Annotated in this window: 29 protein-coding genes; 9 read left to right on the forward strand and 20 right to left on the reverse strand. The window is 37.6% G+C overall.

Going from position 1 to position 25,861, the window contains the following annotated elements; all coding sequences use genetic code 11:
• The first annotated feature begins 68 nt into the window (after positions 1–68).
• Genes QEZ38_RS02705 through QEZ38_RS02715 form a run of 3 tightly spaced genes read left to right on the forward strand, consistent with a single transcriptional unit; the run spans position 69 to position 1,868 of the window.
• A complete protein-coding gene (locus QEZ38_RS02705; RefSeq protein ID WP_281334953.1) occupies positions 69–758 on the forward strand; it encodes a phosphopantothenate--cysteine ligase in 690 nt (229 codons plus the stop codon).
• Positions 759–769: 11 nt separating this feature from the next.
• The gene (coaC, locus tag QEZ38_RS02710) at positions 770–1,321 is read left to right on the forward strand and encodes a phosphopantothenoylcysteine decarboxylase (RefSeq protein WP_281334954.1); all 552 of its coding nucleotides are present in this window, start codon (positions 770–772) and stop codon (positions 1,319–1,321) included.
• Entirely contained in the window at positions 1,305–1,868 is a 564-nt protein-coding gene (locus QEZ38_RS02715; RefSeq protein ID WP_049526104.1) for an ECF transporter S component, read from the forward strand. The genes coaC and QEZ38_RS02715 overlap by 17 nt, the downstream gene beginning before the upstream one ends.
• A 193-nt stretch (positions 1,869–2,061) precedes the next feature.
• Here QEZ38_RS02715 and udk read toward each other — a convergent pair whose 3' ends face one another.
• The 3 genes from udk to QEZ38_RS02730 all read right to left on the reverse strand — a co-directional run bounded on the left by udk (position 2,062) and on the right by QEZ38_RS02730 (position 4,826).
• Complete coding sequence (udk, locus tag QEZ38_RS02720) at positions 2,062–2,700, reverse strand: uridine kinase (protein WP_004253618.1); 639 nt, start codon at positions 2,698–2,700, stop codon at positions 2,062–2,064.
• A 124-nt stretch (positions 2,701–2,824) separates the two neighbouring features.
• Entirely contained in the window at positions 2,825–4,558 is a 1,734-nt protein-coding gene (gene ptsP / locus QEZ38_RS02725; protein ID WP_281334955.1) for a phosphoenolpyruvate--protein phosphotransferase, read from the reverse strand.
• A 4-nt stretch (positions 4,559–4,562) separates the two neighbouring features.
• Positions 4,563–4,826 (reverse strand): phosphocarrier protein HPr, encoded by a 264-nt coding sequence (locus QEZ38_RS02730; protein WP_000146952.1) that lies wholly within the window; start codon positions 4,824–4,826, stop codon positions 4,563–4,565.
• A 363-nt stretch (positions 4,827–5,189) separates the two neighbouring features.
• Between QEZ38_RS02730 and nrdH the strand changes: the two genes are divergently transcribed.
• From nrdH to QEZ38_RS02760, 6 genes are all read left to right on the forward strand, one after another.
• Complete coding sequence (nrdH, locus tag QEZ38_RS02735) at positions 5,190–5,408, forward strand: glutaredoxin-like protein NrdH (protein ID WP_000259242.1); 219 nt, start codon at positions 5,190–5,192, stop codon at positions 5,406–5,408.
• Positions 5,409–5,476: 68 nt separating this feature from the next.
• Positions 5,477–7,636 (forward strand): class 1b ribonucleoside-diphosphate reductase subunit alpha, encoded by a 2,160-nt coding sequence (gene nrdE / locus QEZ38_RS02740; RefSeq protein WP_281334956.1) that lies wholly within the window; start codon positions 5,477–5,479, stop codon positions 7,634–7,636.
• A 173-nt stretch (positions 7,637–7,809) separates the two neighbouring features.
• A complete protein-coding gene (gene nrdF / locus QEZ38_RS02745; protein ID WP_049526102.1) occupies positions 7,810–8,772 on the forward strand; it encodes a class 1b ribonucleoside-diphosphate reductase subunit beta in 963 nt (320 codons plus the stop codon).
• A gap of 128 nt (positions 8,773–8,900) precedes the next feature.
• Complete coding sequence (locus QEZ38_RS02750) at positions 8,901–9,668, forward strand: DeoR/GlpR family DNA-binding transcription regulator (RefSeq protein WP_049526101.1); 768 nt, start codon at positions 8,901–8,903, stop codon at positions 9,666–9,668.
• Positions 9,669–9,941: 273 nt separating this feature from the next.
• Positions 9,942–12,281 (forward strand): Xaa-Pro dipeptidyl-peptidase, encoded by a 2,340-nt coding sequence (locus QEZ38_RS02755; RefSeq protein ID WP_281334957.1) that lies wholly within the window; start codon positions 9,942–9,944, stop codon positions 12,279–12,281.
• Positions 12,232–12,702, forward strand: a complete 471-nt coding sequence (locus QEZ38_RS02760; protein WP_075229474.1) for an arginine repressor — start codon at positions 12,232–12,234, stop codon at positions 12,700–12,702. The genes QEZ38_RS02755 and QEZ38_RS02760 overlap by 50 nt, the downstream gene beginning before the upstream one ends.
• Before the next feature lie 35 nt (positions 12,703–12,737).
• Here the strand turns inward: QEZ38_RS02760 and QEZ38_RS02765 are convergent, their stop codons facing one another.
• From QEZ38_RS02765 to QEZ38_RS02845, 17 genes are all read right to left on the reverse strand, one after another.
• A complete protein-coding gene (locus tag QEZ38_RS02765; RefSeq protein WP_049502767.1) occupies positions 12,738–12,902 on the reverse strand; it encodes a hypothetical protein in 165 nt (54 codons plus the stop codon).
• Positions 12,903–12,911: 9 nt separating this feature from the next.
• On the reverse strand, positions 12,912–14,222 hold the full coding sequence (gene obgE / locus QEZ38_RS02770; RefSeq protein ID WP_049548930.1) for a GTPase ObgE: 1,311 nt from the start codon (positions 14,220–14,222) through the stop codon (positions 12,912–12,914).
• 75 nt (positions 14,223–14,297) lie between these two features.
• Entirely contained in the window at positions 14,298–14,432 is a 135-nt protein-coding gene (locus tag QEZ38_RS02775) for a DUF4044 domain-containing protein (RefSeq protein ID WP_049548929.1), read from the reverse strand.
• Positions 14,433–14,462: 30 nt separating this feature from the next.
• Positions 14,463–14,654, reverse strand: coding sequence for a PspC domain-containing protein (locus QEZ38_RS02780; protein ID WP_075229473.1), 192 nt, complete (start codon positions 14,652–14,654; stop codon positions 14,463–14,465).
• A gap of 26 nt (positions 14,655–14,680) precedes the next feature.
• Positions 14,681–15,997: a glycosyltransferase family 4 protein gene (locus tag QEZ38_RS02785; protein WP_281334958.1), complete on the reverse strand. Its 1,317-nt coding sequence runs from the start codon at positions 15,995–15,997 to the stop codon at positions 14,681–14,683.
• 8 nt (positions 15,998–16,005) lie between these two features.
• Positions 16,006–17,049, reverse strand: coding sequence for a glycosyltransferase family 4 protein (locus QEZ38_RS02790; RefSeq protein WP_483887398.1), 1,044 nt, complete (start codon positions 17,047–17,049; stop codon positions 16,006–16,008).
• A gap of 109 nt (positions 17,050–17,158) precedes the next feature.
• Positions 17,159–17,488 (reverse strand): metal-sulfur cluster assembly factor, encoded by a 330-nt coding sequence (locus tag QEZ38_RS02795; protein WP_000331926.1) that lies wholly within the window; start codon positions 17,486–17,488, stop codon positions 17,159–17,161.
• Between the two features lie 17 nt (positions 17,489–17,505).
• The gene (gene rpoD, locus QEZ38_RS02800; protein WP_281334960.1) at positions 17,506–18,615 is read right to left on the reverse strand and encodes an RNA polymerase sigma factor RpoD; all 1,110 of its coding nucleotides are present in this window, start codon (positions 18,613–18,615) and stop codon (positions 17,506–17,508) included.
• A gap of 2 nt (positions 18,616–18,617) precedes the next feature.
• On the reverse strand, positions 18,618–20,378 hold the full coding sequence (gene dnaG, locus QEZ38_RS02805; protein WP_281334961.1) for a DNA primase: 1,761 nt from the start codon (positions 20,376–20,378) through the stop codon (positions 18,618–18,620).
• Between the two features lie 103 nt (positions 20,379–20,481).
• On the reverse strand, positions 20,482–20,865 hold the full coding sequence (locus QEZ38_RS02810) for a hypothetical protein (RefSeq protein ID WP_281334962.1): 384 nt from the start codon (positions 20,863–20,865) through the stop codon (positions 20,482–20,484).
• Between the two features lie 69 nt (positions 20,866–20,934).
• Positions 20,935–21,360, reverse strand: a complete 426-nt coding sequence (locus tag QEZ38_RS02815) for a hypothetical protein (RefSeq protein ID WP_281334963.1) — start codon at positions 21,358–21,360, stop codon at positions 20,935–20,937.
• A gap of 36 nt (positions 21,361–21,396) precedes the next feature.
• Entirely contained in the window at positions 21,397–21,705 is a 309-nt protein-coding gene (locus tag QEZ38_RS02820) for a hypothetical protein (RefSeq protein WP_281334964.1), read from the reverse strand.
• 292 nt (positions 21,706–21,997) lie between these two features.
• Positions 21,998–22,330: an immunity protein Imm33 domain-containing protein gene (locus tag QEZ38_RS02825; protein ID WP_228113855.1), complete on the reverse strand. Its 333-nt coding sequence runs from the start codon at positions 22,328–22,330 to the stop codon at positions 21,998–22,000.
• The gene (locus QEZ38_RS02830) at positions 22,323–22,862 is read right to left on the reverse strand and encodes an ankyrin repeat domain-containing protein (protein ID WP_153224714.1); all 540 of its coding nucleotides are present in this window, start codon (positions 22,860–22,862) and stop codon (positions 22,323–22,325) included. The genes QEZ38_RS02825 and QEZ38_RS02830 overlap by 8 nt, the downstream gene beginning before the upstream one ends.
• 320 nt (positions 22,863–23,182) lie before the next feature.
• A complete protein-coding gene (locus tag QEZ38_RS02835; protein WP_153224715.1) occupies positions 23,183–23,497 on the reverse strand; it encodes a hypothetical protein in 315 nt (104 codons plus the stop codon).
• A 289-nt stretch (positions 23,498–23,786) separates the two neighbouring features.
• Entirely contained in the window at positions 23,787–25,322 is a 1,536-nt protein-coding gene (locus QEZ38_RS02840; RefSeq protein WP_153224716.1) for a YdcF family protein, read from the reverse strand.
• Positions 25,323–25,400: 78 nt separating this feature from the next.
• Positions 25,401–25,861: TipC family immunity protein (locus QEZ38_RS02845; RefSeq protein ID WP_281334965.1), on the reverse strand; the 461-nt coding region annotated here is incomplete at its 5' end.

Here is a 25,861-nt window from a genome sequence, read left to right on the forward strand (position 1 = left end):
TTATAAAGTTTAGTTATATTTTATCGCTTTCATTTTACTTACTGTTCATTTTTTTGTACAATAGTTCTATGAAAATTTTAGTTACATCTGGTGGTACAAGCGAGGCCATTGATCGAGTTCGCTCCATTACCAACCACTCTACTGGTAGACTTGGTAAAGTTATAACTGAGACTTTACTAAAAGCTGGTCACCAAGTTTGCCTGATTACTACGCAACAAGCTCTAAAACCAGCATCACACTCGAATTTATCCGTTATCGAAATCAAAAACACTTCCGATTTACTCCAAGAGATGAAACGGATTGTCCCTGATTATCAAGTCTTGATCCATTCAATAGCTGTTTCTGACTACAGCCCAGTTTACATGACAGGTCTTGATCAAGTTCAAGCAAGTCAAGATTTAAGTGAGTTTTTGCATAAGAAAAATATGGAATCAAAGATCTCCTCTAAGGATGAGGTGCAAGTCCTATTTCTTAAGAAAAATCCAAAGATCATCTCTCTTGTTAAAGAATGGAATCCAAGTATTCATCTCATTGGCTTTAAACTGCTTGTCGATGTTACTAAGGAGCATCTGATTCAAATCGCTAGAGAAAGTCTTGAAAAGAATCAAGCTGATTTGATTGTCGCTAATGACCTCACTCAGATTAATGCTGATCAACATCTGGCTTATCTAGTAGAGGAAAAAGATTATCAGATTGCTGCTAGCAAACAAGAAATTGCTGACTTATTAGTGAAAAAAATTCAGGGATTTGATCGTTAGAAAGGAAAATTATGGCTCGTATTACACTCGCTGTGACAGGCTCTATCGCCTCTTACAAGGCTGCTGATTTGGTTAGTAACTTGAAGAAACAGGGGCATTCTGTTACGGTACTTATGACCCAGGCTGCGACTGCCTTTATCCAACCTTTAACCCTTCAAGTCCTATCTCAAAATACCGTACATCTGGATGTTATGCAGGAACCTTATCCTGACAAAGTCAATCATATCGAACTTGGCAAAGAAACAGATTTATTTATCGTAGTTCCTGCAACGGCCAATACAATCGCTAAACTAGCTCAAGGCCTAGCTGACAACATGGTAACCTCTACTGCTCTTGCCTTGCCCCACTATATTCCAAAACTAGTGGCACCTGCTATGAATACCAAAATGTATGACCATCCAGCAACTCAAACAAACTTAAAAACTTTAGAAACTTATGGTTATTCAATTATTGCTCCAAAAGAGTCCCTACTGGCCTGTGGCGATGTAGGACGTGGTGCTCTTGCTGATCTTGATACTATTTTACAACAGATAAAGGAAAAACTTCATGAACAAACGCTCTAATATTGCTCCTATTGCTATCTTTTTTGCCAGCATGATTGTCATTCATTTGCTGAGCTCTATTGTCTTTAATGTCTTGCCTTTCCCAATTAAACCAACCATTGTCCATATCCCAGTCATCATTGCTAGTATCATCTACGGACCACGAATTGGGGCTATCTTAGGTTTCTTGATGGGAATGATTAGCTTGACTGTCAATACGATCACTATTCTCCCAACTAGCTACCTCTTCTCTCCTTTTGTACCAAATGGGAATCTAGCTTCACTTGCTATTGCTATTATTCCTCGTATCTTAATCGGTTTGACACCATACTTTGTCTATAAACTCCTCAGAAACAAGGCGGGGCTTATCTTTGCGGGAGCTCTCGGTTCACTTACTAATACTGTATTTGTACTAGGCGGTATCTTCTTCCTCTTTGGAAATGTTTTTGATGGAAATATCCAAAAACTATTAGCTACTGTTATCTCAACAAACTCTATCGCAGAACTGATTATCTCAGCAATACTTACCCTAGTTATTGTTCCGAGACTTGAAAAAATCAAAAAATAAGAGGTCGGGAAAATCCCGACCTCGATTTTTATTTGCCCTAAGTCACTGACTCTGTATTTAATTAAGATTACAGACTCCCAAAAGCCTATTTGACGAAACTATCTAAAAGCTTGATTGTAAAGGTTCACGGATATGAGAAAAAGGTTCAATCTTGATAAAATCTTTACTTTCCCACAGCCTTTTTATCTGCTTATTATTGGGCAAGACGTGCTTCTTCTAAAATCTTTTCAATCTTTGTTGTTAGCAAATCAATAGCTACTGTGTTGGTCACTCCTTCTGGAATAACGATATCTGCATAACGCTTTGTTGGCTCGATAAATTGATGATACATGGGTTTTACTACACCAAGATACTGGTCAATGACGCTGTCTAAACTACGACCACGCTCTTCCATATCACGCTTAATACGACGAATAATACGGACATCATCATCTGTATCTACGAAAATCTTGATATCCATCAAATCACGAAGACGTTTGTCCTCCAAAACCAAGATTCCTTCTACGATAAAGACATCTTGGGGTTCTTGACGATAGGTTTTAGAACTTCTGGTATGGGCAGCATAGTCGTAGGTAGGAATATCAACTGGACGTCCTGCCAACAACTCTTTGATTTGCGCAATCATCAAATCAGTATCAAAAGCAAAAGGGTGGTCATAGTTGGTCTTGATACGTTCTTCAAAGGTTAGATGTGATTGATCTTTATAGTAGGAATCATGCTCAATCATAGCTATTTTCTCGTTTGGAAAATGCGATAAGATTGCTTTAGATACGCTTGTCTTTCCTCCTCCAGATCCCCCTGTTACTCCGATAATGATTGGTCTATTTTGCATTGTAGCCTCCTTGTATTTTCCCTTGTCTATTTTACCATATTTTTGATAAATTTTACAGATGGAGTTTTCTACAAAATAGAAGAAAAAATCCTCATAGCTAGAAGCTACAAGGATTTGTAATTGATTAATCGAAGTCAACGTATTCTTTAGAAAGTTCAAGAACTTCTTCCATTGTTGAACATTCTGTAAGAGCGCGGTTAGCGTATTCTTGCATTTTAGCAGTGTCCAATTTCTTCATCAAGCTACGTGTACGAAGTACAGATGTAGCTGACATAGAGAACTCATCCAAGCCCATTCCGACAAGAAGTGGAACAGCTGTTTGGTCACCAGCCATCTCACCACACATACCAGCCCATTTACCTTCAGCGTGAGCTGCTTTGATAACATTATTGATCAAACGAAGGATTGATGGGTTATATGGTTGGTAAAGGTATGAAACTTGCTCGTTCATACGGTCTGCTGCCATTGTGTATTGGATCAAGTCGTTTGTACCAATTGAGAAGAAGTCAACTTCTTTTGCAAATTGGTCTGCAAGCATAGCTGCCGCAGGAATTTCAATCATGATACCAACTTGGATGTCATCCGCAACTGCAACACCTTCAGCAAGAAGGTTTGCTTTTTCTTCATCGAAGACTGCTTTAGCTGCACGGAATTCTTTCAAAAGTGCAACCATTGGGAACATGATACGCAATTGACCGTGTACAGAAGCACGAAGAAGAGCACGGATTTGAGTGCGGAACATTGCATCTCCAGTTTCAGAGATAGAGATACGAAGAGCACGGAATCCAAGGAATGGGTTCATTTCATGAGGCATATCGAAGTAAGGAAGTTCCTTGTCACCACCGATATCCATTGTACGGACAACAACTGGTTTACCGTTCATTCCTTCAAGAACAGCCTTGTATGCTTCGTACTGCTCGTCTTCAGTTGGGAAGTCTTGAGAATCCATGTACAAGAACTCTGTACGGTAAAGACCTACAGCTTCTGCACCGTTGTCATTAACACCTTCAACGTCTTTCGGAGTACCAATGTTTGCTGCCAATTCGAAGTGTTTACCATCAGCAGTAACAGTTTGAGCATCCTTCAAAAGTGCCCATTCAGCTTTTTGTTGAGCGTAATCTTCACCAGCTGCTTTAAATTCAGCTGCTTGTTCTTCAGTAGGGTTGATAATCACTTCACCTGTAATACCATTAACGGCAAGTAGGTCACCATCTTTAACGATTTCAGTGATATTGTTTGTACCCAAAACTGCAGCGATTTCAAGTGTACGAGCCATGATAGCTGAGTGACTTGTACGACCACCAATGTTTGTTACAAAAGCTTTAACAAAGTTTTTGTCCAATTGAGCTGTATCAGATGGAGTCAAGTCGTGAGCAATCACGATTACTTCTTCATTGATAGAAGCTGGGTTTGGCAATTTTTTACCAAGGAGGTTAGCCAATACACGTTTTGTTACGTCGCGGATATCCGCTGCACGTTCTTGCATGTATGGGTTGTCTTCCATGCCTTCAAAGATTGTGATAAACATGTCTGTAACTTCTTTCAGACCCGCTTCTGCATTCACTTTCTTAGCACGGATAGTTTCTTTGATTTGACCGATCAATTCAGGGTCAGCAAGAACCATCAAGTGAGCGTCAAATACTTGTGCCGCTTCTTCACCAAGCGTACCTACAGCCTTCTCGCGGATAAGAGAAAGCTCGTTTTGAGAAGCTTCAAGAGCAACATCCAAACGAGCCTCTTCTGCATTTGTATCTTCGACTGTAACAGTCTCGAATGATAAATCCGGTTGAACGAGTAGATATGCTTTTGCAACTGCAACACCGTCAGATGCTGCGATTCCTTTAAGCATTTCTGTCATTTCCTTATGCCAATCCTTCTTTTTCCATTGTTTCTGAGATTGCAGCGATAGCATCATCAGCGTCTGCACCTTCAGCAGTGATTGTAACGTCAGCACCTTGACCAACACCAAGACTCATTACACCCATGATAGATTTAAGGTTAACTGATTTACCTTTGTACTCAAGAGTGATATCTGAAGCAAATTTGCTAGCTGTTTGTACCAACAATGTTGCTGGACGTGCGTGAATACCTGTTTCTGCCACTACGTGGAAATCTTTAGAAGCCATAGTTTGACTCTCCTTTAATAGTTTTCTTGTTGAGTTACATATCTGATAACCCTTACAATTTAGTATTATATCACCTTCATTGATATTTTTCAAGTATTTTATGGACTTTCTTCAATTTCCTTTCAGATAACTTGCTGAAAATCTTCTATTAAATTTAGCAAAACACAGTATGTAGTTTTTGTTAAGTTGTCTATAATGAAATCATTGATTTTTCTGTCGTTGTTTCTCAATATTACACTATATATTGTGTTTGTTAGTAAAATCAGTAAAATAAGTACACAAGATTTAGTTTTAGAAAGTTGACAAAGTTTTTTTTTCTGATATACTAAGAAAGTAATAAATTTTTAAAGAGGAGTTACAGAAATGGTAACCGTATATTCTAAAAACAACTGTGTCCAATGTAAAATGACGAAACGTTTTTTAGACAGTAATAATGTTGAATATAAAGAAATCAATCTTGATGAACAACCTGAATACATTGATCAAGTAAAAGAGCTTGGCTTTAGTGCTGCTCCTATTATTCAGACACCAACAGAAGTTTTCTCTGGTTTCCAACCAGGTAAACTCAAACAACTTGCTTAAGAATCAGGACAAAAGCTTCTATGTCTACCTTAGAAGCCTTTCTTTTGTAATTAGATAAAGGAATTTTTATGGGATTAAAACAACTTGAAGATGTGACTTACTTCCGTCTTAATAATGAAATTAACCGTCCTGTTAATGGACAAATTATGCTTCACAAGGACAAGGAAGCTTTAGAAGCCTTCTTTAAAGAAAATGTTGTACCAAATACAATGGTTTTTAACTCAATTACGGATAAAATCAACTTCCTCGTTGAGCATAACTACATTGAGACAGCATTTATCAAGAAATACCGTCCAGAATTTTTGGAAGAACTGCATCAATTTATCAAGGATCAGAACTTCCAATTTAAGTCTTTCATGGCTGCCTATAAATTCTATAATCAGTATGCTCTGAAAACTAATGACGGAGAGTACTATCTTGAAAGCATGGAAGACCGTGTCTTCTTTAATGCCCTTTACTTCGCGGATGGTGATGAAGCGATTGCTATTGATATCGCTAATGAAATCATCCACCAACGTTATCAACCTGCTACTCCTTCTTTCTTAAATGCAGGTCGTGCTCGTCGTGGTGAGTTGGTATCTTGCTTCTTGATCCAGGTAACAGATGATATGAACTCTATCGGACGTTCTATCAACTCTGCTCTTCAACTTTCACGTATTGGTGGTGGTGTGGGAATTTCCCTCAGCAACCTTCGTGAAGCTGGAGCTCCTATTAAAGGATATGAGGGTGCTGCTTCTGGTGTTGTACCAGTTATGAAGCTTTTCGAAGACAGCTTCTCTTACTCTAACCAACTCGGTCAACGTCAAGGTGCTGGAGTTGTTTACCTCAATGTCTTCCACCCAGATATCATCGCCTTCCTTTCAACTAAGAAGGAAAATGCGGATGAAAAAGTTCGTGTCAAGACTCTCTCACTTGGTGTTGTGGTACCAGATAAATTCTACGAATTGGCTCGTAAAAATGAAGAAATGTACCTCTTCAGTCCTTACTCTGTAGAGCTTGAATACGGCGTGCCTTTCAACTACATCGATATCACTGAAAAATACGATGAATTAGTAGCAAATCCAAACATCCGTAAGACAAAAATCAAGGCGCGTGATTTGGAAACTGAAATTTCTAAGTTGCAACAAGAATCTGGCTATCCTTATGTAGTCAACATCGATACTGCTAACCGTGCAAATCCAGTCGATGGTAAGATCATCATGAGTAACTTGTGTTCAGAGATTCTTCAAGTCCAAGAACCAAGTCTTATCAACGATGCTCAAGAATTCCTAAAAATGGGTACTGATGTCTCATGTAACCTTGGTTCAACAAACGTGGTCAACATGATGACTTCACCTGACTTTGGTCGCTCCATCCGTGCTATGGTACGTGCCTTGACCTTTGTTACAGATAGTTCTCATATCGTCGCTGTTCCTACTATCGACCACGGAAATAGTCAAGCTCATACCTTCGGTCTTGGAGCAATGGGACTTCACAGCTACCTTGCGCAACAATTGATCGAATACGGATCACCTGAGTCTGTTGAATTTACAAGCATCTACTTCATGCTTATGAACTACTGGACCTTGGTTGAATCAAACAATATCGCACGTGAACGTGGTGTTACCTTCCACAACTTTGACAAATCAGACTATGCTAACGGAAGCTATTTTGATAAGTATTTAACTGGCGAATTCCTTCCGAAATCAGACCGTGTTAAAGAGCTCTTCAAAGATATCTTTATTCCTACTGCTGCTGACTGGGCTGAACTTCGTGATAAAGTTAAAGCAGATGGACTTTACCACCAAAACCGCCTTGCTGTAGCGCCGAATGGTTCTATCAGCTATATCAACGATGTATCTGCTTCTATCCACCCGATCACGCAACGTATCGAAGAACGCCAAGAGAAGAAAATCGGTAAGATTTACTATCCTGCTGCTGGTTTGTCAACAGAAACAATCCCTTACTACACTTCTGCTTATGACATGGATATGCGTAAGGTCATTGATGTTTATGCTGCTGCGACTGAGCACGTGGACCAAGGACTTTCACTCACACTCTTCATGCGTAGTGATATTCCAACAGGCCTTTACGAATGGAAGAAAGAAAACAAACAAACGACACGTGACTTGTCTATCCTTCGTAACTATGCCTTCAACAAAGGTATCAAGTCTATCTACTACGTCCGTACCTTTACCGATGATGGTGGAGAAGTCGGCGCTAACCAATGTGAGAGCTGTGTAATTTAATTCAACTCTCAAAGAAATTACATTTACTTAATCCATTAAACGTATTTTGCTGATAAAATCATGTAAGAATTTAAAAGTCGGGCTTCCGACTTTTTGTTCGATTATAGCATAGAATTATGATAAAATAAGAATGATTACGTTATCGCATTACTACACACAGAAAGAGATTTCAAATGAAAACTTACTACAAAGCCATTAACTGGAATGCCATCGAAGATGTCATCGACAAATCAACCTGGGAAAAACTGACTGAGCAGTTCTGGCTCGATACGCGTATCCCTTTGTCAAACGACTTGGATGACTGGAGAAAGCTTTCTAACAAGGAAAAAGACCTTGTTGGTAAAGTTTTTGGAGGTTTGACCCTTCTTGATACCATGCAATCAGAAACTGGTGTCCAGGCTCTTCGTGCTGATATTCGTACGCCTCACGAGGAAGCTGTTTTTAACAATATCCAATTTATGGAATCTGTTCATGCTAAGTCTTACTCTTCTATCTTTTCTACCTTGAATACTAAGTCAGAAATCGAAGAGATTTTCGAATGGACCAACACCAATCCATATCTTCAGAAAAAAGCTGAGATTATCAATGAAATCTACCTAAACGGAACTCCACTAGAAAAGAAAGTAGCTAGTGTTTTCCTTGAAACCTTCCTTTTCTACTCTGGTTTCTTCACACCACTCTACTATCTTGGAAACAACAAGTTGGCCAACGTGGCAGAAATTATCAAATTGATTATTCGTGATGAGTCAGTTCATGGAACCTACATCGGCTACAAATTCCAACTTGGTTTCAATGAATTGCCAGAAGATGAGCAAGAAAAACTCAAAGAATGGATGTACGACCTTCTCTATACTCTTTATGAGAATGAAGAAGGCTACACAGAGAGCCTCTATGACGAAGTCGGATGGACTGAAGAGGTTAAAACCTTCCTTCGCTACAATGCAAATAAAGCTCTTATGAACTTGGGGCAAGATCCTCTCTTCCCTGATTCAGCTGACGATGTCAACCCGATCGTTATGAACGGGATTTCAACTGGTACATCAAACCACGACTTCTTCTCTCAAGTTGGTAATGGCTATCTACTTGGTGAAGTTGAAGCTATGCAGGATGATGACTATAACTATGGACTAAATTAATACCTAACCTAAAAAAACATCTAAGTTTATTTATAAACTAGATGTTTTTTTTTGTTTATTTTTGTTTTCTTTAAGTTGCTTAGCTGTTTAAAATATGATAAAATAATATTAGATTTGGGGGTGGTTCAATGCTGAAGCAAGAAAAATTAGATACTATTTTAGACATTGTTAATACAAAAGGAACTATCACTGTTAAAGAGATTATGAATCGCCTTGATATTTCCGATATGACAGCTAGACGATATTTACAAGAGTTGGCAGATAAAGATTTACTGGTTCGTGTTCATGGAGGAGCCGAAAAACTTCGAACAGGTTCCTTATTAAATAATGAGCGTTCTAATGTTGAAAAACAAGGACTACAAACAGCAGAAAAACAAGAAATTGCTCGCTTTGCAGGTCACTTAGTTGAAGAAAGAGAAACTATTTTCATTGGTCCAGGTACCACATTAGAATTCTTTGCGCGTGAGCTTCCTATCGATAACATTCGAGTTGTTACCAATAGTTTGCCTGTATTTCTCATTCTAAACGAGCGTAAGCTAACTGATCTCATTCTAATCGGTGGTAATTATCGTTCAATTACTGGAGCATTTGTAGGTACTTTAACCCTTCAAGATATCGCTAGTTTGCAATTTTCAAAAGCTTTCGTTAGTTGTAATGGTATCAAGGATCATGCTATCGCTACTTTTAGTGAAGACGAAGGTGAAGCACAGAAATTAGCACTAGAAAACGCCAATAAAAAATATCTCCTAGCTGACCATAGCAAATTTGATAAATTTGATTTCTTTACATTTTACAATATCTCAGATATCGACACCATTATCACTGATTCAAAATTAAGTGACCAAACACTCCAATCACTGTCTAAACAAACTAAAATTATCAAGTCAAAACCTTAAACTCTACAACTAGTCACAGAATTTAGTAGCTACTACTAATTCCATGGCTAGTTTTTATTTTATATTAAGCGTGCAATCTAAAATATTTCAATTATTTTTCAAATCTATGATTTCTGTATTTTTAATTTAATAGATTTCTCGAATCTGTCTTTTTATATTCCATTTCACGAAATCATCCTTTTTAGTTTATTATAACAGTTACTTGTATTTTCTATCATTTTCCCTTCTTTTTTGATATAATAAATTTAGAATGATTCTTCAAAGGAGGCATCTATGCGTTTTAATCAATTCAGTTACTATCCTGTAAGCCAGCAAGAAGCTTTACAGGAATTATCCAGCCTTGGATTCAAACTTGACCAATCAAATTCTGCAAAAGAACTATTTGAAGCTTTTGTTAGAACTTGTTTTTTCAATTACAAAAATACGGATTATCCCCTCTCAACTTTAGCGGTTGATAAAGAAACTGATCTACTCACTTTCTTCAATTCTGATCGTGAATTAACTGCAGAAATTTTCTATACTGTAGCCTTTCAGTTGCTTGGTTTCAACTACTTAATAGACTTTGAAGATGGTCTAGCTTTTCATAAAGAAACGGCATTCCCTATTGTATACGGAGATTTGATTGACAATCTCTATCACCTCCTTAACACGCGCACTAAAAAGGGAAATACCTTGATTGATCAGCTAGTTAGTGATGGTCTTATCCCTGAGGACAATGATTACCACTACTTCAATGGAAAGAGTTTGGCTACTTTCTCAACTAACAATGTTATTCGGGAAGTTGTTTATGTGGAAAGTCGTATTGATTCTGATAATGATGGACTGCCAGATCTTATCAAGGTAAACATTATCCGTCCATCTTACCACGGCAAAATTCCAGCTGTTATGACGGCAAGTCCTTACCATCAAGGAACCAATGATAAAGCAAGTGATAAAGCTCTTTACAAAATGGAAGCTGAGCTAGAAGTCAAGGAAGCACATGAAATTTCTCTAGAAAAACCAACATTAGACTTGGTTGAACCTGTTGGAGAAGCTGAACTCGTTCCAGAAGCTGAAGAAAAACTCACTCATATCAATAGCAGCTACACACTTAACGACTACTTCCTTCCAAGAGGATTTGCAAATATCTACGTATCTGGTCTTGGAACCAAGGATTCTCAAGGTCAAATGACCAACGGAGATTACCGCCAAGTTGAAGCCTATAAAAATGTTATTGATTGGCTCAATGGTCGTTGTCGTGCCTTCACAGACCACAGTCGTAAACGTCAGGTCAAGGCTGACTGGTCAAATGGAAAAGTTGCCACTACTGGTCTTTCTTATCTAGGAACAATGTCTAATGGTCTTGCAACTACAGGAGTTGATGGTTTAGAAGTCATTATTGCTGAAGCCGGTATTTCTTCTTGGTACAACTATTACCGTGAAAATGGTCTTGTGACAAGCCCAGGTGGCTATCCTGGGGAGGACTTCGATTCATTAGATGAATTAACTTATTCTCGTAATCTCTTAGCTGGTGACTTTATTCGTGGAAACGAAGCTCATAAAGAATCCATAGAAAAACTAAAGAAAAATTTAGACCGTAAAACTGGGGATTACAACCAATTTTGGCATGACAGAAATTACCTCCTTAATGCTGAAAAAGTTAAGGCTGAAGTTGTTTTTACCCATGGTTCGCAAGACTGGAATGTAAAACCACTTCACGTCTATCAAATGTTTAATGCTCTTCCAAGTCATATTAATAAACACCTCTTTTATCATAACGGGGCCCATGTTTATATGAACAACTGGCAGTCTATTGATTTCCGTGAATCCATGAATGCTCTTTTGACACAGAAATTATTGGGGCATGAAACTGATTACCGACTTCCAAGAATCGTTTGGCAAGACAATACAGCTCCTCAAACATGGATGACTCTTGAAGATTTTGGAAATCAAACTGACCACAAAACTTTCACATTAGGTACTGAAGAAGCTGTCATTCAAAACCACTATGAAGACTCAGACTTCGACCGTTTTGGAAAGTCCTACCAAACCTTTAATAATGAACTCTATCAAGGTAAGGTGAATCAGATTACCATTGATCTTCCAGTGACTGAAGATCTTCATATCAACGGTCGTGTTAAACTAAACCTACGACTCAAGTCAAATACCAATAAAGGTCTTCTCTCTGCTCAACTCCTTGAACTGGGGCAAAAGAAATACCTCCAACCATATCCAGGAGTTTTATTTGCTCGTACTATTGATAACGGTCGTTACCACATGCTGGAAAACCTTTGCGAGCTACCATTTAGCTCAAATGCCCAACGTGTTATTACCAAAGGCTACCTCAACCTCCAAAATCGTCATGATTTATTAAAAATTGAAGAAGTTAAACCAGATGAATGGATGGAGTTCCAATTTGAACTGCAACCAACTATCTACAAACTTCAGAAAGATGATACACTTCGTCTGGTGCTCTATACTACAGACTTTGAAATCACTATTCGTGACAATACAAACTATCACTTGACTGTCGATCTCGCACAGTCCAATCTTGAAATACCTTTTCAAAGGGAGGTAACTGTAGATGAACAAGGCCGAACAAAGACACCAGCTCATCCGAGCCCTAATCACTAAGCAAAAGATTCATACCCAAACTGAGCTACAAGAACTACTGATTGAAAATGGAGTCCATGTCACACAAGCAACGCTTTCACGAGACATCAATCTGATGAACCTCTCTAAAATTCGTGAAGGTGAACATTCCTATTATGCAATCAATACTGGTTCCACATCAAAGTGGGAAAAACGCCTAGAAGTGTATATGGAGGAAGCCCTCTACATGATGCATCCTGTTCAACACCAGGTTGTCATCAAAACCTATCCAGGTTTAGCGCAATCCTTTGGATCCATCTTAGATGCCCTAAACTTCCCTGAAATTGTGGCTACTATCTGTGGCAATGATGTCTGTTTGGTTATCTGCGAGGATAAAGAACAAGCTCAATCTTGCTTTGAACGCCTCAAACAATTTGCACCACCTCTATTTTTTGATCGCTAATAAAATCCCGTGATGACTCTCATCACGGGTTTATTTTATGATTTGTTATTTTCAGCTTGCTTTTTAGTTCTTGCTAGTCTCAAAGCACGATTTGGATTGAGGCGATTAAAGAGTTCTTCTAACTTTTTCTCATTCCAGACGTCTGCTGCAGAAACAAAATTTCCATCAGCATCTCGGAAAGATATCGGTTTATCTCCCATAGCTATCTCCTAGTCTACAAACTCAAACTCAAATTTGCCGATACGAACTAGATCTCCATCCTTGGCACCACGGGCACGGAGAGCTTCATCAACTCCCATACCACGCAACTGACGAGCAAACTTCATGACAGACTCATCACGATCAAAGTTAGTCATGTTAAAGAGTTTAATGAGTTTTTCACCTGAAAGTACCCAAGTTGCATCGTCATCACGACTAATTTCAAATGGTTTTTCTTCTTCGTCAAAACCATAATAAACTTCTTCTTCCATTTCTGACTCATCATAAAGAAGAAATTCTGGTGTCTTATCAAGAAGCTCGGCTGTTGCATCTAGTAAAGGTGCAAGACCTTGCTTAGTCAAACCTGAGATTGGGAAGATGGCTGGTAAGTCCTCGAACTCATCATAGTTAGCCGCCAATTTTTTCTTGAATTCTTCAAGATTTTCTTTGCTTTCTGGCATATCCATCTTATTAGCAACAATGATTTGGGGACGTTCCATAAGACGAAGGTTATAAGATTCCAACTCTTTGTTAATAGCAAGATAATCTTCGTAAGGATCACGTCCTTCACTGGCTGACATATCAATGATGTGAAGGATAACGCGAGTACGCTCAATATGGCGAAGGAACTGAGTTCCCAAGCCCACACCTTGACTAGCGCCTTCGATCAAACCAGGAAGGTCTGCCACTGCAAATGACTCACCTGATTGAGTACGGACCATACCAAGATTAGGAACGATTGTTGTAAAGTGGTAGGCACCGATTTTAGGTTTTGCAGAGGTAATTACGCTGAGCAGAGTTGATTTTCCAACTGAAGGGAAGCCAACCAAACCAACATCCGCAAGGATTTTAAGTTCTAACTGTAACTCACGTTCCTGACCAGGTTCTCCATTCTCAGAGATCTCTGGAGCAGGATTTTTTGGTGTCGCAAAACGGATATTCCCACGACCACCTCGACCACCGTGAGCAACGATAAACTCTTGACCGTGTTCAATCAAGTCAGTGATAACTTTTCCAGTCTCAGCATCACGCACAGTTGTCCCTTGAGGTACTCGGACAATCAAGTCTTCTGCACCGCGTCCGTGCATTCCTTTAGTCATTCCTTTTTCACCTGACTGGGCTTTGAAATGACGATTGTAACGGAAGTCCATCAAGGTACGTAAACCTTCATCTACAACGAAAACAACGTTACCACCACGGCCACCGTCACCACCCCATGGTCCTCCATTAGGGACATATTTTTCTCGGCGAAAAGCAACCATGCCATCGCCACCATTTCCAGCCTTGACCTTAATCTTGGCTGTATCTAAAAACATACTCATATTCTTTTCTCACTTTAAAAAGGGCTGGGAAATCCCAGTCACCAACTATTACTACTTGCTAGAAATTCTAGTTTCCTAGAATCTGCTAAATACACCAATGGCTGTAGCAAAGATACCTGCTAAGGTTACAAACAACATAATCAAAACGACGAATAGTGTCAATTTCTCAAAAAATGTTTTTTTACGTTTTCCATTATCACCAAATGCCATTATTTTCTCCTTTTCTATAATTCCCTATTTTTAATATTCTTCCGAAACTGGAGCAATTGCCCACAAGATTAAGTAAGCAATAAGTCCGCTACCATAACAAAAAGCTAGAACTCCCCAGATCACACGTACGATTGTCGGATCAATATCAAAATAATTAGCTAAACCAGCGCATACTCCACCGATTTTTTGATCTCGACTACTTCTCATAAATTTCTTTTTCATTTCTTCATTTCCTTTCTTCGAAGACCTTAGTCATTCCAATAATCTCTCAAGTCATTCAACTGTTTCTTGGATGCTTTTAACATTCGTTTAGAACTTTTGACTGGAACTGAAACTGCCTGTTGTGGCAAGTAAAATACTGTCTTTAAAATCCGTTGTGTCATCGGTTCATCACGAGTTAATTCTTTTTCAAAATTGTTTGAGATGATAGCATCCAAATAAAACTCATGGACTCTCTTAGCAAAATTCTCAGCTGAAATTTCATACAATTTATCAGCCAAAAGTTTTTCATCCATCTTTGGAGTTGCAATTAAAGCTTCTAAAATAGCCCCTGCTAAATCTCTCTCTTCATAATAAAGAGTTCCAAACATCTTATCGCTAATCAAATTATCTAGATAAGGATTTCCATGAGCTATTACCGGAGTCTTACTTGCAAGACTTTCAAGATAGGTCAAGCCTTGCGTCTCACTAGTTGAAGCTGAAATGAAGAAATCAGCCGCCTTATAGTAAAGTGCTGTCTCGCTTGGAGCGATCATACCTGTAAAGATAACAGAATCCTGAATCTGCAAATCTTCTGCTTGCTCCTTGAGGTTTTCCAGATAAGGTCCATCTCCAGCAACGACTAATTTAACATTTTGCTCTTCTTCTAGAACATCTGGAAGTGCTGCCAAAACAGCTTGAATGTTCTTTTCGTAAGACACCCGGGAAAGACTAAGAAGCATCTTTTCGTCTTTCTTAATACCTAGTTTATCTCGTAGATCACTGATGTGCTCTGGTCCAATTTCAGGACGTTCAAACTTGGCAAGCTCAATACCTGTAGGAATGACACGCTTTTCAACTTTGACCTTATAATCAGATAATAAATCACGCACAATCTCACTCGGACAAATCACACCATCCACATCATGAAGAAATCCCCTTACAAGATACTTGACCATGCTCGGACGAATCAACAAACCCTTAGCAATATAGTGAACATAATCCTCGTACTGGGTATGATAGGTATGAATGACTGGGATTTTCAGTTCTCGAGCAATCCAAATTCCCAATAAACCAAGAGAAAACTCAGTCTGCGTATGAATAATATCGAGTTTGTATTGTTTTGCAATCTCAAGAGCTTTCGTAAATCCACGATAGGCGAAACGACGGTCTTTAAAGGCAAAGAAAGGAACACTAGGAATACGAATAATCTGCCAGTCTTCATAACGATTGACATCCTTATCTGTTGTCGTGAAGATAAAGACTGCATGCCCTTGCTTTTCAAGCTCTGTTTTTAAGGTTCGAATACTGGTTGCAACACCCGAAACCTGTGGGAAATAAGTATCTGTAAATAATCCAATTCGCATATACTACCTCATTTTTTTCCTAAAGCTGCTTGCTCCCGATAGAATTTTAGCCAGATTTCAAGAAGATGCTCTTCTGAATATTCTCTTGAAATGGCCTTAGCCTTTTCTTTCAATGCTTTCAACGCTTCTGGATGCTCTCGATATTCCAAGATAGCTTCTTTCATCTCTTCTACATCAGTGGTTGGTCTGTAATTTCCTTCAAGAATGACCTTATAAAGATCTAGATCACGAAGCATAATGGGTGCTTCACAACTCGCAGCTTCTAGAATAGTCATTGGAAAGAGCTCGTTATAACTTGGAAGCAAGAAAAGATCAGCCAAGGCATAGAGTTCTCTCATCCGTTCTGGCTCGACAATTCCAGGGAAAATCAAGTTTTCTGGAGGATTATCCATAATCTTTTTATAGCGTTCATAACCATCCGTTATTCCCCCAAAAGAGAAGCCACCAGCCCAAATAAAAGTGATATCCGGTAATTCCTCAGCTAGAGTGATAAAGTCATCTATTCCTTTACGCTTCTGAACCTGACCAGCACCAACGACTACAAACTGATTCTCATCAATTCCCATATCTTTACGAAGTTGCTCAACTTGCTCTATAGGAAGTGAATGCCATTTTTCTTTATTGACAAAGTTAGGAATATAGGTCACTTTTTCACGTGGAATTCCAGCAGCCACCAAATCCTCAATGAAGGTAGGATTGACCACAACCAGATGCTCCATACGGTCATAAAAAGAAAATACATAGCGTTTGACAATCCCCTTTAAGAAGAATGGAATCTTCAAACTACCTTCCAAGGTATCAGGTAAGAAGTGAACATAGCCAATCTTACGTCCAGAACGTTTTTTCTGAAAGGTCGAGAGATAATAAGGAAAATCAATCGTATGAAAATGAGTAACATCCGCTTCGATTGGAAGATTTTCTGTTACGATCAGTTGGTCTTTCGCATCTCGTTTTAAAAGCTGCACCAGTTCACGGTAAGCACCAGACACACCTTGACCCGCCACTTTTTCACTTGAACTTAGCATATTGATGCGTAATTTCTCTTTTTCCATAGTAACCATTATACCATTTTCTTCAAATAAAATCAGCAAATTAAAAGAGAGATAGTATAAAAGCTGGGAATTTCCTGGCGTCTACACTATTTCTCTTTTTATCATTTACTTACTTGATGCCTAAAGCGATACGAGCGTAACGGCTCATTTTCTCAACTGTCCAAGCTGGATACCAAACTAATTTGACTTCAACATTAGTAACCTCTGGAACATCCGTCATAGCATCATAGATTTGGTCGGTTAAAAGATCTGCCAAGGGACAACCCATGGTTGTTAAGGTCATATCAATTTCAGTCTCACCTGTATCGCCATCAAAACGAATCTCGTAGATCAAGCCTAGATTGACAATATCAATCCCCAACTCTGGGTCAATCACTTCTTCTAGGGCTGTCAAAATACGTGTTTTGATATTTTCGATTTGTTCTTCTGTATAAGCCATCTTCATTCTCCCTTAACTTAATCTTCAATGAAATCACGAAGTGGTTTGCTTCGACTTGGCTGGCGAAGTTTTCTCAAAGCTTTGGCTTCAATCTGACGGATACGTTCACGTGTTACGTTAAAGACTTTACCAACATCTTCAAGAGTACGCATTTTCCCATCATCTAGACCAAAACGAAGTCGCAAGACATTCTCTTCGCGGTCTGTAAGAGTATCCAAGACTTCATCCAATTGTTCGCGCAAAACGATACGAGTTGTATAGTCCACTGGATTTTCAATCACTTCGTCCTCGATAAAGTCACCAAGATGGCTATCGTCCTCTTCACCGATAGGTGTTTCAAGAGAAACAGGTTCTTGGGCAATCTTGAGAATTTCACGGACCTTATCAGGTGTCATATCCATGCGTTCGGCGATTTGTTCAGGAGTTGGATCTTGTCCCAATTCTTGAAGAAGATTACGTTGTTCACGAACAAGCTTGTTAATGGTTTCCACCATGTGAACTGGGATACGGATGGTACGAGCTTGGTCAGCAATGGCACGAGTAATGGCCTGACGAATCCACCAAGTCGCATAAGTTGAGAATTTGAACCCTTTAGAGTAGTCAAATTTATCAACGGCCTTCATCAAGCCCATGTTTCCTTCTTGAATCAAGTCAAGGAACTGCATTCCACGTCCAACATAACGTTTAGCGATAGATACTACCAAACGAAGGTTCGCTTCTGCAAGGCGTTGTTTAGCTTCGATATCACCCGCTTCAACAGCAAGGGCCAACTCTTTTTCCTCTTCATTTGTAAGCAGAGGCACAACCCCGATTTCTTTCAAATACATACGGACAGGGTCATTGACCTTAGCAGAGGTTGAACCAATCAAATCTTCATCAGTCAACTCTGGTTCTTCCTCAGTGCTCAAAACACGCGCACTTGGATTTCCGTCGTTGTCCGTAATTGAGATACCAGCATCTTGAATGCGTTGCAAAAGATTCTCAATACCTTCCACATCTAAAGTGAAGGGAATTACGAGGGCGTTATTGATTTCATCATCAGTTGCTGTACCAGTTTTTTTATGATTGCGAATAAATTCCGCTACTTGGACGTCAAAGGTTGTTACTTCTTTTTGTTTTGTTGCCATTCTTACTCCATTCTTCTTTTTTGGGCAATTAAGCGTTCTAGCTCTTCTAATGCAGTGTCTGTATCACCGACATGGCTAGCTTCCTGAACTTTCTTTTTAATTTGCAGATTTTCCTGATTCAAAAGAGCTCTTTTTCGAGACTCTTCCACTTCGGCTAACTCGTGAGGGGACATCTCAGGTGGCAAATCTAAGGATAGGACTTGATACCAAGCACTCTCCACTTCTCTGGTCTGATGAGCCAAATCCTCAGATGAGATACTTCCATTATCAATCAAGAGTCCATACAAGGTCTGAAACTCTGGAGTTTCAAAGATAAAATCCTCTCTTAAGCGATAGTCATTGAGTACCAAGGGATGTTCCATCATTCGGTAGAGGATATGGGCTTCCGCTCTCATCACTGCTGTCAGCTGCTTGGTAACAGACATAGTGACAGGACTCGGACTATAGGTCTCCTTGACCTTCTCCTTTCTCTGTCTGACACGACTTTCATTGACAATATGTTCGACTTGCTGATAGTCAAATGATGGCAAGTGATCCGTCAAAATGTGAATGTAGGAATTCTGAGCTGTGATAGAGGGTTCCTTGGCGATTAAGGGGGCAATTTTCTCTATAAATTCAATCTGGGCTTGTAGATTTTCACTATTTTCAGGTCTGAAATGATGAATGTAAAACTCAATAGGACTGATGCGAGTATTGGTTAAGAGATAAGCCAAGTCTTGAGGAGAGTTTTTCTGCAAATATTCATCTGGATCCATTGCGTCAGGAATCTGGACGACTTGGACAGGTAAATCTTTAAGCTCATCCAAGGCTTTCGCTGTGGCAGCTTGTCCAGCCTTATCTCCGTCATAGGTGACGATAACCTTTTTAGTAAAGCGTTTCAGATGCTCCACATGTTCACTCGTCAGAGCGGTTCCCATAGAAGCAACTGCATTTTCAATACCAGCACGATAAGCCGCAATGACATCCATAAACCCTTCCATCAAGTAGATTTCAGGAGCCTTGCCCGATCCTTTTTTTACCCTCTCCAAATGATATAATTCGTAACTCTTGTTAAAAATTGCCGTCGCTCGACTATTTTTATACTTTCCAGTTTGAGAATCAGTCTCTTGCCATACACGACCAGAAAAGGCAATCACCTTTCCTTGATCATTTGAAAGAGGAAACATAATGCGATTATGAAAGGTATCAAAGAATTGGTTACTCTCAGATAGATAAAACAAACCTGAATCCAGCAAGTCCTTATCACTATAATCATCTGCTAAACGCTGATATAGATAAGAGCGTTCTGCTGGAGCCAAACCAATCATAAAATGCTTGAGAACATCATCTGTTAAGCCTCGTTTATAGAGATAGTTTCTCGCCTCTTCACCCATCTTAGTCGTCATGAGAATGGCATGATAAAAACGAGCGGCTTTCTCATGCATATCGTAGAGATTTTGATGGGGCGACCTAGGCTGTACAGAACCTTGAACAGGCGCTGCCATCTGAATCCCAAGTCTCTCAGCTAATATCCTCACCGCATCCGCAAAAGTTACTTGCTGATACTCCTCGATAAACTTAAAAACATCTCCAGAACGACCACAACCAAAACAGTGGTAAAACTGCTTATCTTCGACCACGTTAAAGGAAGGGGTCTTTTCACCATGAAAAGGACAGAGCCCTAAAAAGTTCCGTCCAGATTTTTGTAAAGAAATCACTTCTCCTATGATTTCGACAATATTGGTATTGTTTTTGATCTCTTCGATGAGTCTCTTGTCAACCATAGACAATACCTCCATTTTATCACAGTTTACTCTAACTAGTATAGCTTATTTCTGAAAAAAAGTAAACCATTTCATACACTTTACATGAGACTATTTCATAAAACTAGCTAGTCACTTTCTCCACTTTTACATCGTTTTCAGATACAATATCCACTAAAAAATGCGTCGACATTAATTTGTAGTGATGGAGCTTTTTATTAACTATATTTGCAGAAGCGACCAAGTCACCAAATTCTGCATTCTCGACTTCATAGATATAGTTGGTCAGATAAAGTGGTCTGTTCTTTGCTAATCCTTGCTCCCAGTAACTATCTATTAATTCTAAACTTTCCTGGACTGAACGGAAAGCCCAAACTTTTGTAAAGGTAAATTTAAATTTTTCCGAATCTTCCAAGTAGGCAATTAGAGTATCCCCGTCTATATTTATCTCGATACCATAGTCGCCAAAAGGGATGAAGCCCGGTTTAATTTCCGTCCATTTTTCCATATCAATTCTCCAAGTTCTATTTTCTGTTAATTGTACTACAGCGGTGTACATGTTTATTTAGCAAATTTTCTAGTATTGACTGATACTTAAATTAGAATTTGCGGACACAAGAATCTCCACTACACTATCTTGAGTTATGATGATATAATGTTGTGAATACAGTGTTCCTGCACTACCATAGGCTGTATATCCGAGTTTATTCACTAATTGACTATTTTTGACTTCATAAATGATATTTTGGAAATTATTTTTTTCATATTTTTTAAACATCTCTTTATCCAGAATTGCAGATAAATACAATTTCCTGCTAAAGACTCGTGCTTCATCATAACAAAAACATGATAATTTAAAACGGTTCTGCTCTCCAATCAACCGAATTTCTTGACCATCTGACAAGTTTGTCAACAAGACTTTTAACTTATACTTATCTACAGGAATCAAACCTTTAAAGACTTCTACCCATTCTTCATTTTTAGTTTCTAGCTCTGATGTCATATATACCTCCATTATTCCATTTTACGTTTTAAACCTCTAATTTTCATCTATTTCATTTGATACTTCAATCAGTAAATCTTGAAGTTCCTCTAAATCAAGATACAGATTTCTAACTCCTACAAGTAACTGAGAAAAGGCTTGTCTATCTAATTGGCGATTCTCACTTAATGACTCAACAATCCAAGAATTTCCCTTCTCTATCCATTTTAAATGAAGGGGTAAATAATCATTTAAAATATCATCTATATTTTCTAGATTAGTAGAAGATATCTTGTTAGAGGTTTGACTGTCATTTATTAAAGATAAACTTTTACTTATTTTTTTCAACTCTGTTTCTATCGTCACTTTAATCTCCTCCCTTGTGAGCCAATATCTAAGACTCCAAATCATCCAAAGATTAGATGCTATAGTCTTAATGAAGGCCTTATTCCCCAGCAAACTCCCTGGTAAAATAGTCCATCTTAAATCCAATGAGGAAAATCCATTCTTGAAAATCTTCTTGTATGTATGCCATGTTTTTATCTCCTGCTTTTTTATAAAACAATGCCTTTATCTGAATTTCTAAAATTTTTTAAAGTTACTTGGCTTAATCATTCATTTTGTTTTTTTAAAATATACCATAGTCATTCAGAAAAGATTATTGCAAAATCTCTGTAATAGTAACTTCTCTTTCTGACTTTAAATCATAAAATCCTATATGTACATTGTCATCATATAGCCAAAACAAATCTGTTCCATATTTTGCGGGAAAAATTTCTAGTAGAACCGGAGCAATTTGCACTATACTTGTCACACCTAGAATTGTAAAATTATCAGGATTAGAAATATATTCTTCATCATCGATAGAAGATAATATTGTCCAGCCATTTAACTGAGAAATTGAAGATTTCTCTCTATAAGTGTACTGAATCGGATAGCCATTTATTACATTATTTGAAACCATAAATCCACCAAAATCACTATTATTCATCAGCAAGTAACCCTCCATTTTCAGATAATAAATCTTGTCTCCAACTGAATTCTCTCGCATAATCTATAGCTGACTTCCCTTGAAAATCTTTACGGTGAATATCAGAACCACTAGCAATCAACATCTCATATAAAGGCAAGGCTTCCTTGGTTGTTAATTTCAAGACTGTAATCGCAGCAATCAATGGAATTGCCCCATATTTATCAACTTGGTTAACATTTATCCCTGCTTTCAACAACATTGACATGACCTTAGTTGCATACTCAACATCTACTCTCCAATTCGCTTTAAACTGAAACAAATTATGTAAGGCATTTCTATTATCTGAGTCTAAACAATTAACATCAATTTTTTCATCAATAAGAAACTGAATAATCTTAAGTTTTTCATCTAGCAAAGTATTGCTAGTTAAAACCATGTTCAACAAATTCAATTTCTCATGTGTGTTTTGATTGACATCTCCCTTGTAGAGCGAATAAAACTCTTCAAACGTTCCTTCTTGAGCTGCATCAAATATATCTTGTAATACCATTCCTTCTCCTATTCATATTTATGACTTCTATTTGATTTTGGTACTTCAATTTGAAAGTTAGCAGGATTTGACCGGTTTGATTCTAATCAATCTACTATTTGGATCTATTGCTTGCTAAACTATCAACTTGCCAAATCTTAATCATATGTCACTTTTACTTTAAATTCAACTGTCTGATCAGATATATTCTTTATTTTGATTTCGAATCCTTTCTTTGAAGCAAACGAAAAAAGTGCATTTTGAGGTGGATCCATAATAATACCTTCGCGATCGACACCAATGCCATTATGAGGATTCTCTAATATCGTTACATCCCAGCTTTATGTTTTTTCATTGTAATGATAGGTTTCAATCCGAGAATCCTTAATATTATATCCAATTCCTTTTTCAGGATCAAACCAATCATCACCTCGAGAAAGCTTTATATTCCCATCTGTAGTAACTGGAATTACCTCTACATGGATTATGGAGTCCAAACTCTCGGAGTGTCCGTTTACACGCACCTTTGTCTCTTCACTTGGACCTAAAGTAATGATTCCCCATTTTATATTACAGATCACAAGAGTTAGGATGGATACAGTAAACAGTAAGATGGCTAAAAGAACAAAATCTAATTTTTTCAATTTAACTAACATCCTTATTTCATATTAAACTTATACTCACAAAATTTATCGTATAAATCTTACTTTCAATTAACTTTTCAATTTTAGATTTATACTCTTCGAAAATCGAATTCAAACCACGTTAGCTTCACCTTGCCGTACTCAAGTACAGCCTGCGGCTAGCTTCCTAGTTTGCTCTTTGATTTTCATTGAGTATTATATTCAGAACTACAATAATTTAATAAAAGCAAGTTAGTCTACAACTTGCTTCCTTGAGTAAAGATAAGTCGAATCTTAAAAATCCCCCCATATTATTTATCTTTTATTTCATTGGTTTTCTGCATTTACGAATCTCTTCTCCTAATTCAGAATCCAATTGTAAGGCTTTATCATCTGACAAGAGTAATGGAATCATTTTGAAATATTCATCTACATAACTATGATGTAATGTTTCAGCATTTGCAACCTCAAAATAAGGTAAAGTACCAAACTTAATATAACTGAAAGCTTTTCTTAAAAGTTGAGCTGGCGAACATACACAATAAATTTGTTTAAATTTCATTTCTTCAAAAATCTGAGTTGCAACATAACACTCATCAGTAGAATTATAAACTCCCTGATCTCCTTTATATTTTACATTCATCTCATCACTATATATTACTGCACTACTTATCCCTTTTTCTACTAAATAATTTTTTCCGGCACCGCTAAGAGAAAGTTCATCTACTACTTCATTATTTTTATGAATACTTCCTGGAACATAAATATATACACTTTCTCCCGATTGATTTAATCTGTTATATAACTCTATAGCCTTATCCAAGCGTTTTGAAAACTCTTCATTAGGATATTTTCCTTCATCTAATGGGTGCTGGGCTGCAACTTCAATTAATAAACCTTTGCCAGTTTGTCTTGACTTTATCATCCGTTCTGATGAAGATTTTAATAACTCTTCCCAATTTTTGTACTGAGATTCTTTTTTTATTTCATTTTCACCTAATGTTAGAGAAGCCTTATTCCAGATACTTTCAAAGTGTTCTTCCATCATTTCAATAAAGTTAAAATCCCCCTCATCTTTGTTAATATCATCAACCCTCTCACCAGTTAACATAAAATTTTCAACAGACTTATATGGAGGAAGAGTGATATTCAACCATACTTTCGTTGTTATTTTACCCTTTGAAGGTTTACTTTGAGATAAAATAAACGGTAAACGATACTCAGTTGAGTAATAGCGAATTTCCATCTTTTTTTCACGTTTATAATACTCAAGTTGTTTACATAACTTTTCAATTTCCTTTTTTATATCTTTGCCATTTTCTAAATAGCCTTGTTCAATGTCTAGTTGTTCTAGTTGCTTAATCTTATTTAAATATTGCTCTACCACGTTAATATCTAAAATGTATGATTCATACTCGTTGACTATTTCACGAATCTCTTCACTAATCTTTGTTCCAGATTTACGATTTTTTTGCTCTACTTCTAAATTTTCAATATCAGTTAAGAAATGATTATCTACTTGCGCGCATAAAAATCGAATGTGCATACCTTTATCCATAGCTTTTTTTAGAGGCGTCTTGTTAGCACTAAAAAAACCATAACCCGATACAAAGATAATATCTAATCTCTCAGTATCTTTACACATCTTCTTTATATCAGTTTTAGAAAACCCCTTCTTTGAAGCCGTCCCCTTAAAACCATAGGATTCCATTTTTTTTGAAATACGGATATAGCTTGTCATTTTATCAATTACAAATAATGCAAATCCTCCTGCTATAATTGTTGGAATTAAATTAGTCAGACTCCCCTCGATGATAGCTTTATAATCAAGTTCAGAAAAAATATTCAATAAATTCATAAAAATCACCTCAAGTTCATTTCCTATATTATAACATACATTTACTATTTATAAAGCTCTCTCTATTCATACTTAGTTCTATTCTTTCATAGATTTCAATGGCACAATCTCTACATCCCCAAGATTATCAACGGAGTAGCGTTGACTACCATTTTTGAACCAGCGTTCTAGAACAACATCATAGAGCATAAAGTGTGATTTTTCTTTAATCCAAGCTTCATCAATCCCATGAGATTTTAAATACTCTAGTACTTCGTTGGGATTTGTTAGGTAAAAATTGGGTATCGAGTCCCCTGTTTTTGACTGACGTGATAATTCTTTATATGCCTCTAAATCTAGTTTTCCCCCATCCTTGTGTAGTATATTGTAACTAGCTAAGTCATATGCTACCGACCATTTAGAATCTGAGATTTCGACTGATTGGCTGAATTTCTTATCATTGTAGTCATATTTTATATAAAGATATCTCCCATCAGATAATAGTTGCTGGTATTCAATAATAAAAGTTTCTTCAAAACCTACAATCACTTTTAAACTTT

The organism is Streptococcus taonis (assembly GCF_029948085.1).
In the GTDB taxonomy this organism is placed as follows: domain Bacteria; phylum Bacillota; class Bacilli; order Lactobacillales; family Streptococcaceae; genus Streptococcus; species Streptococcus taonis.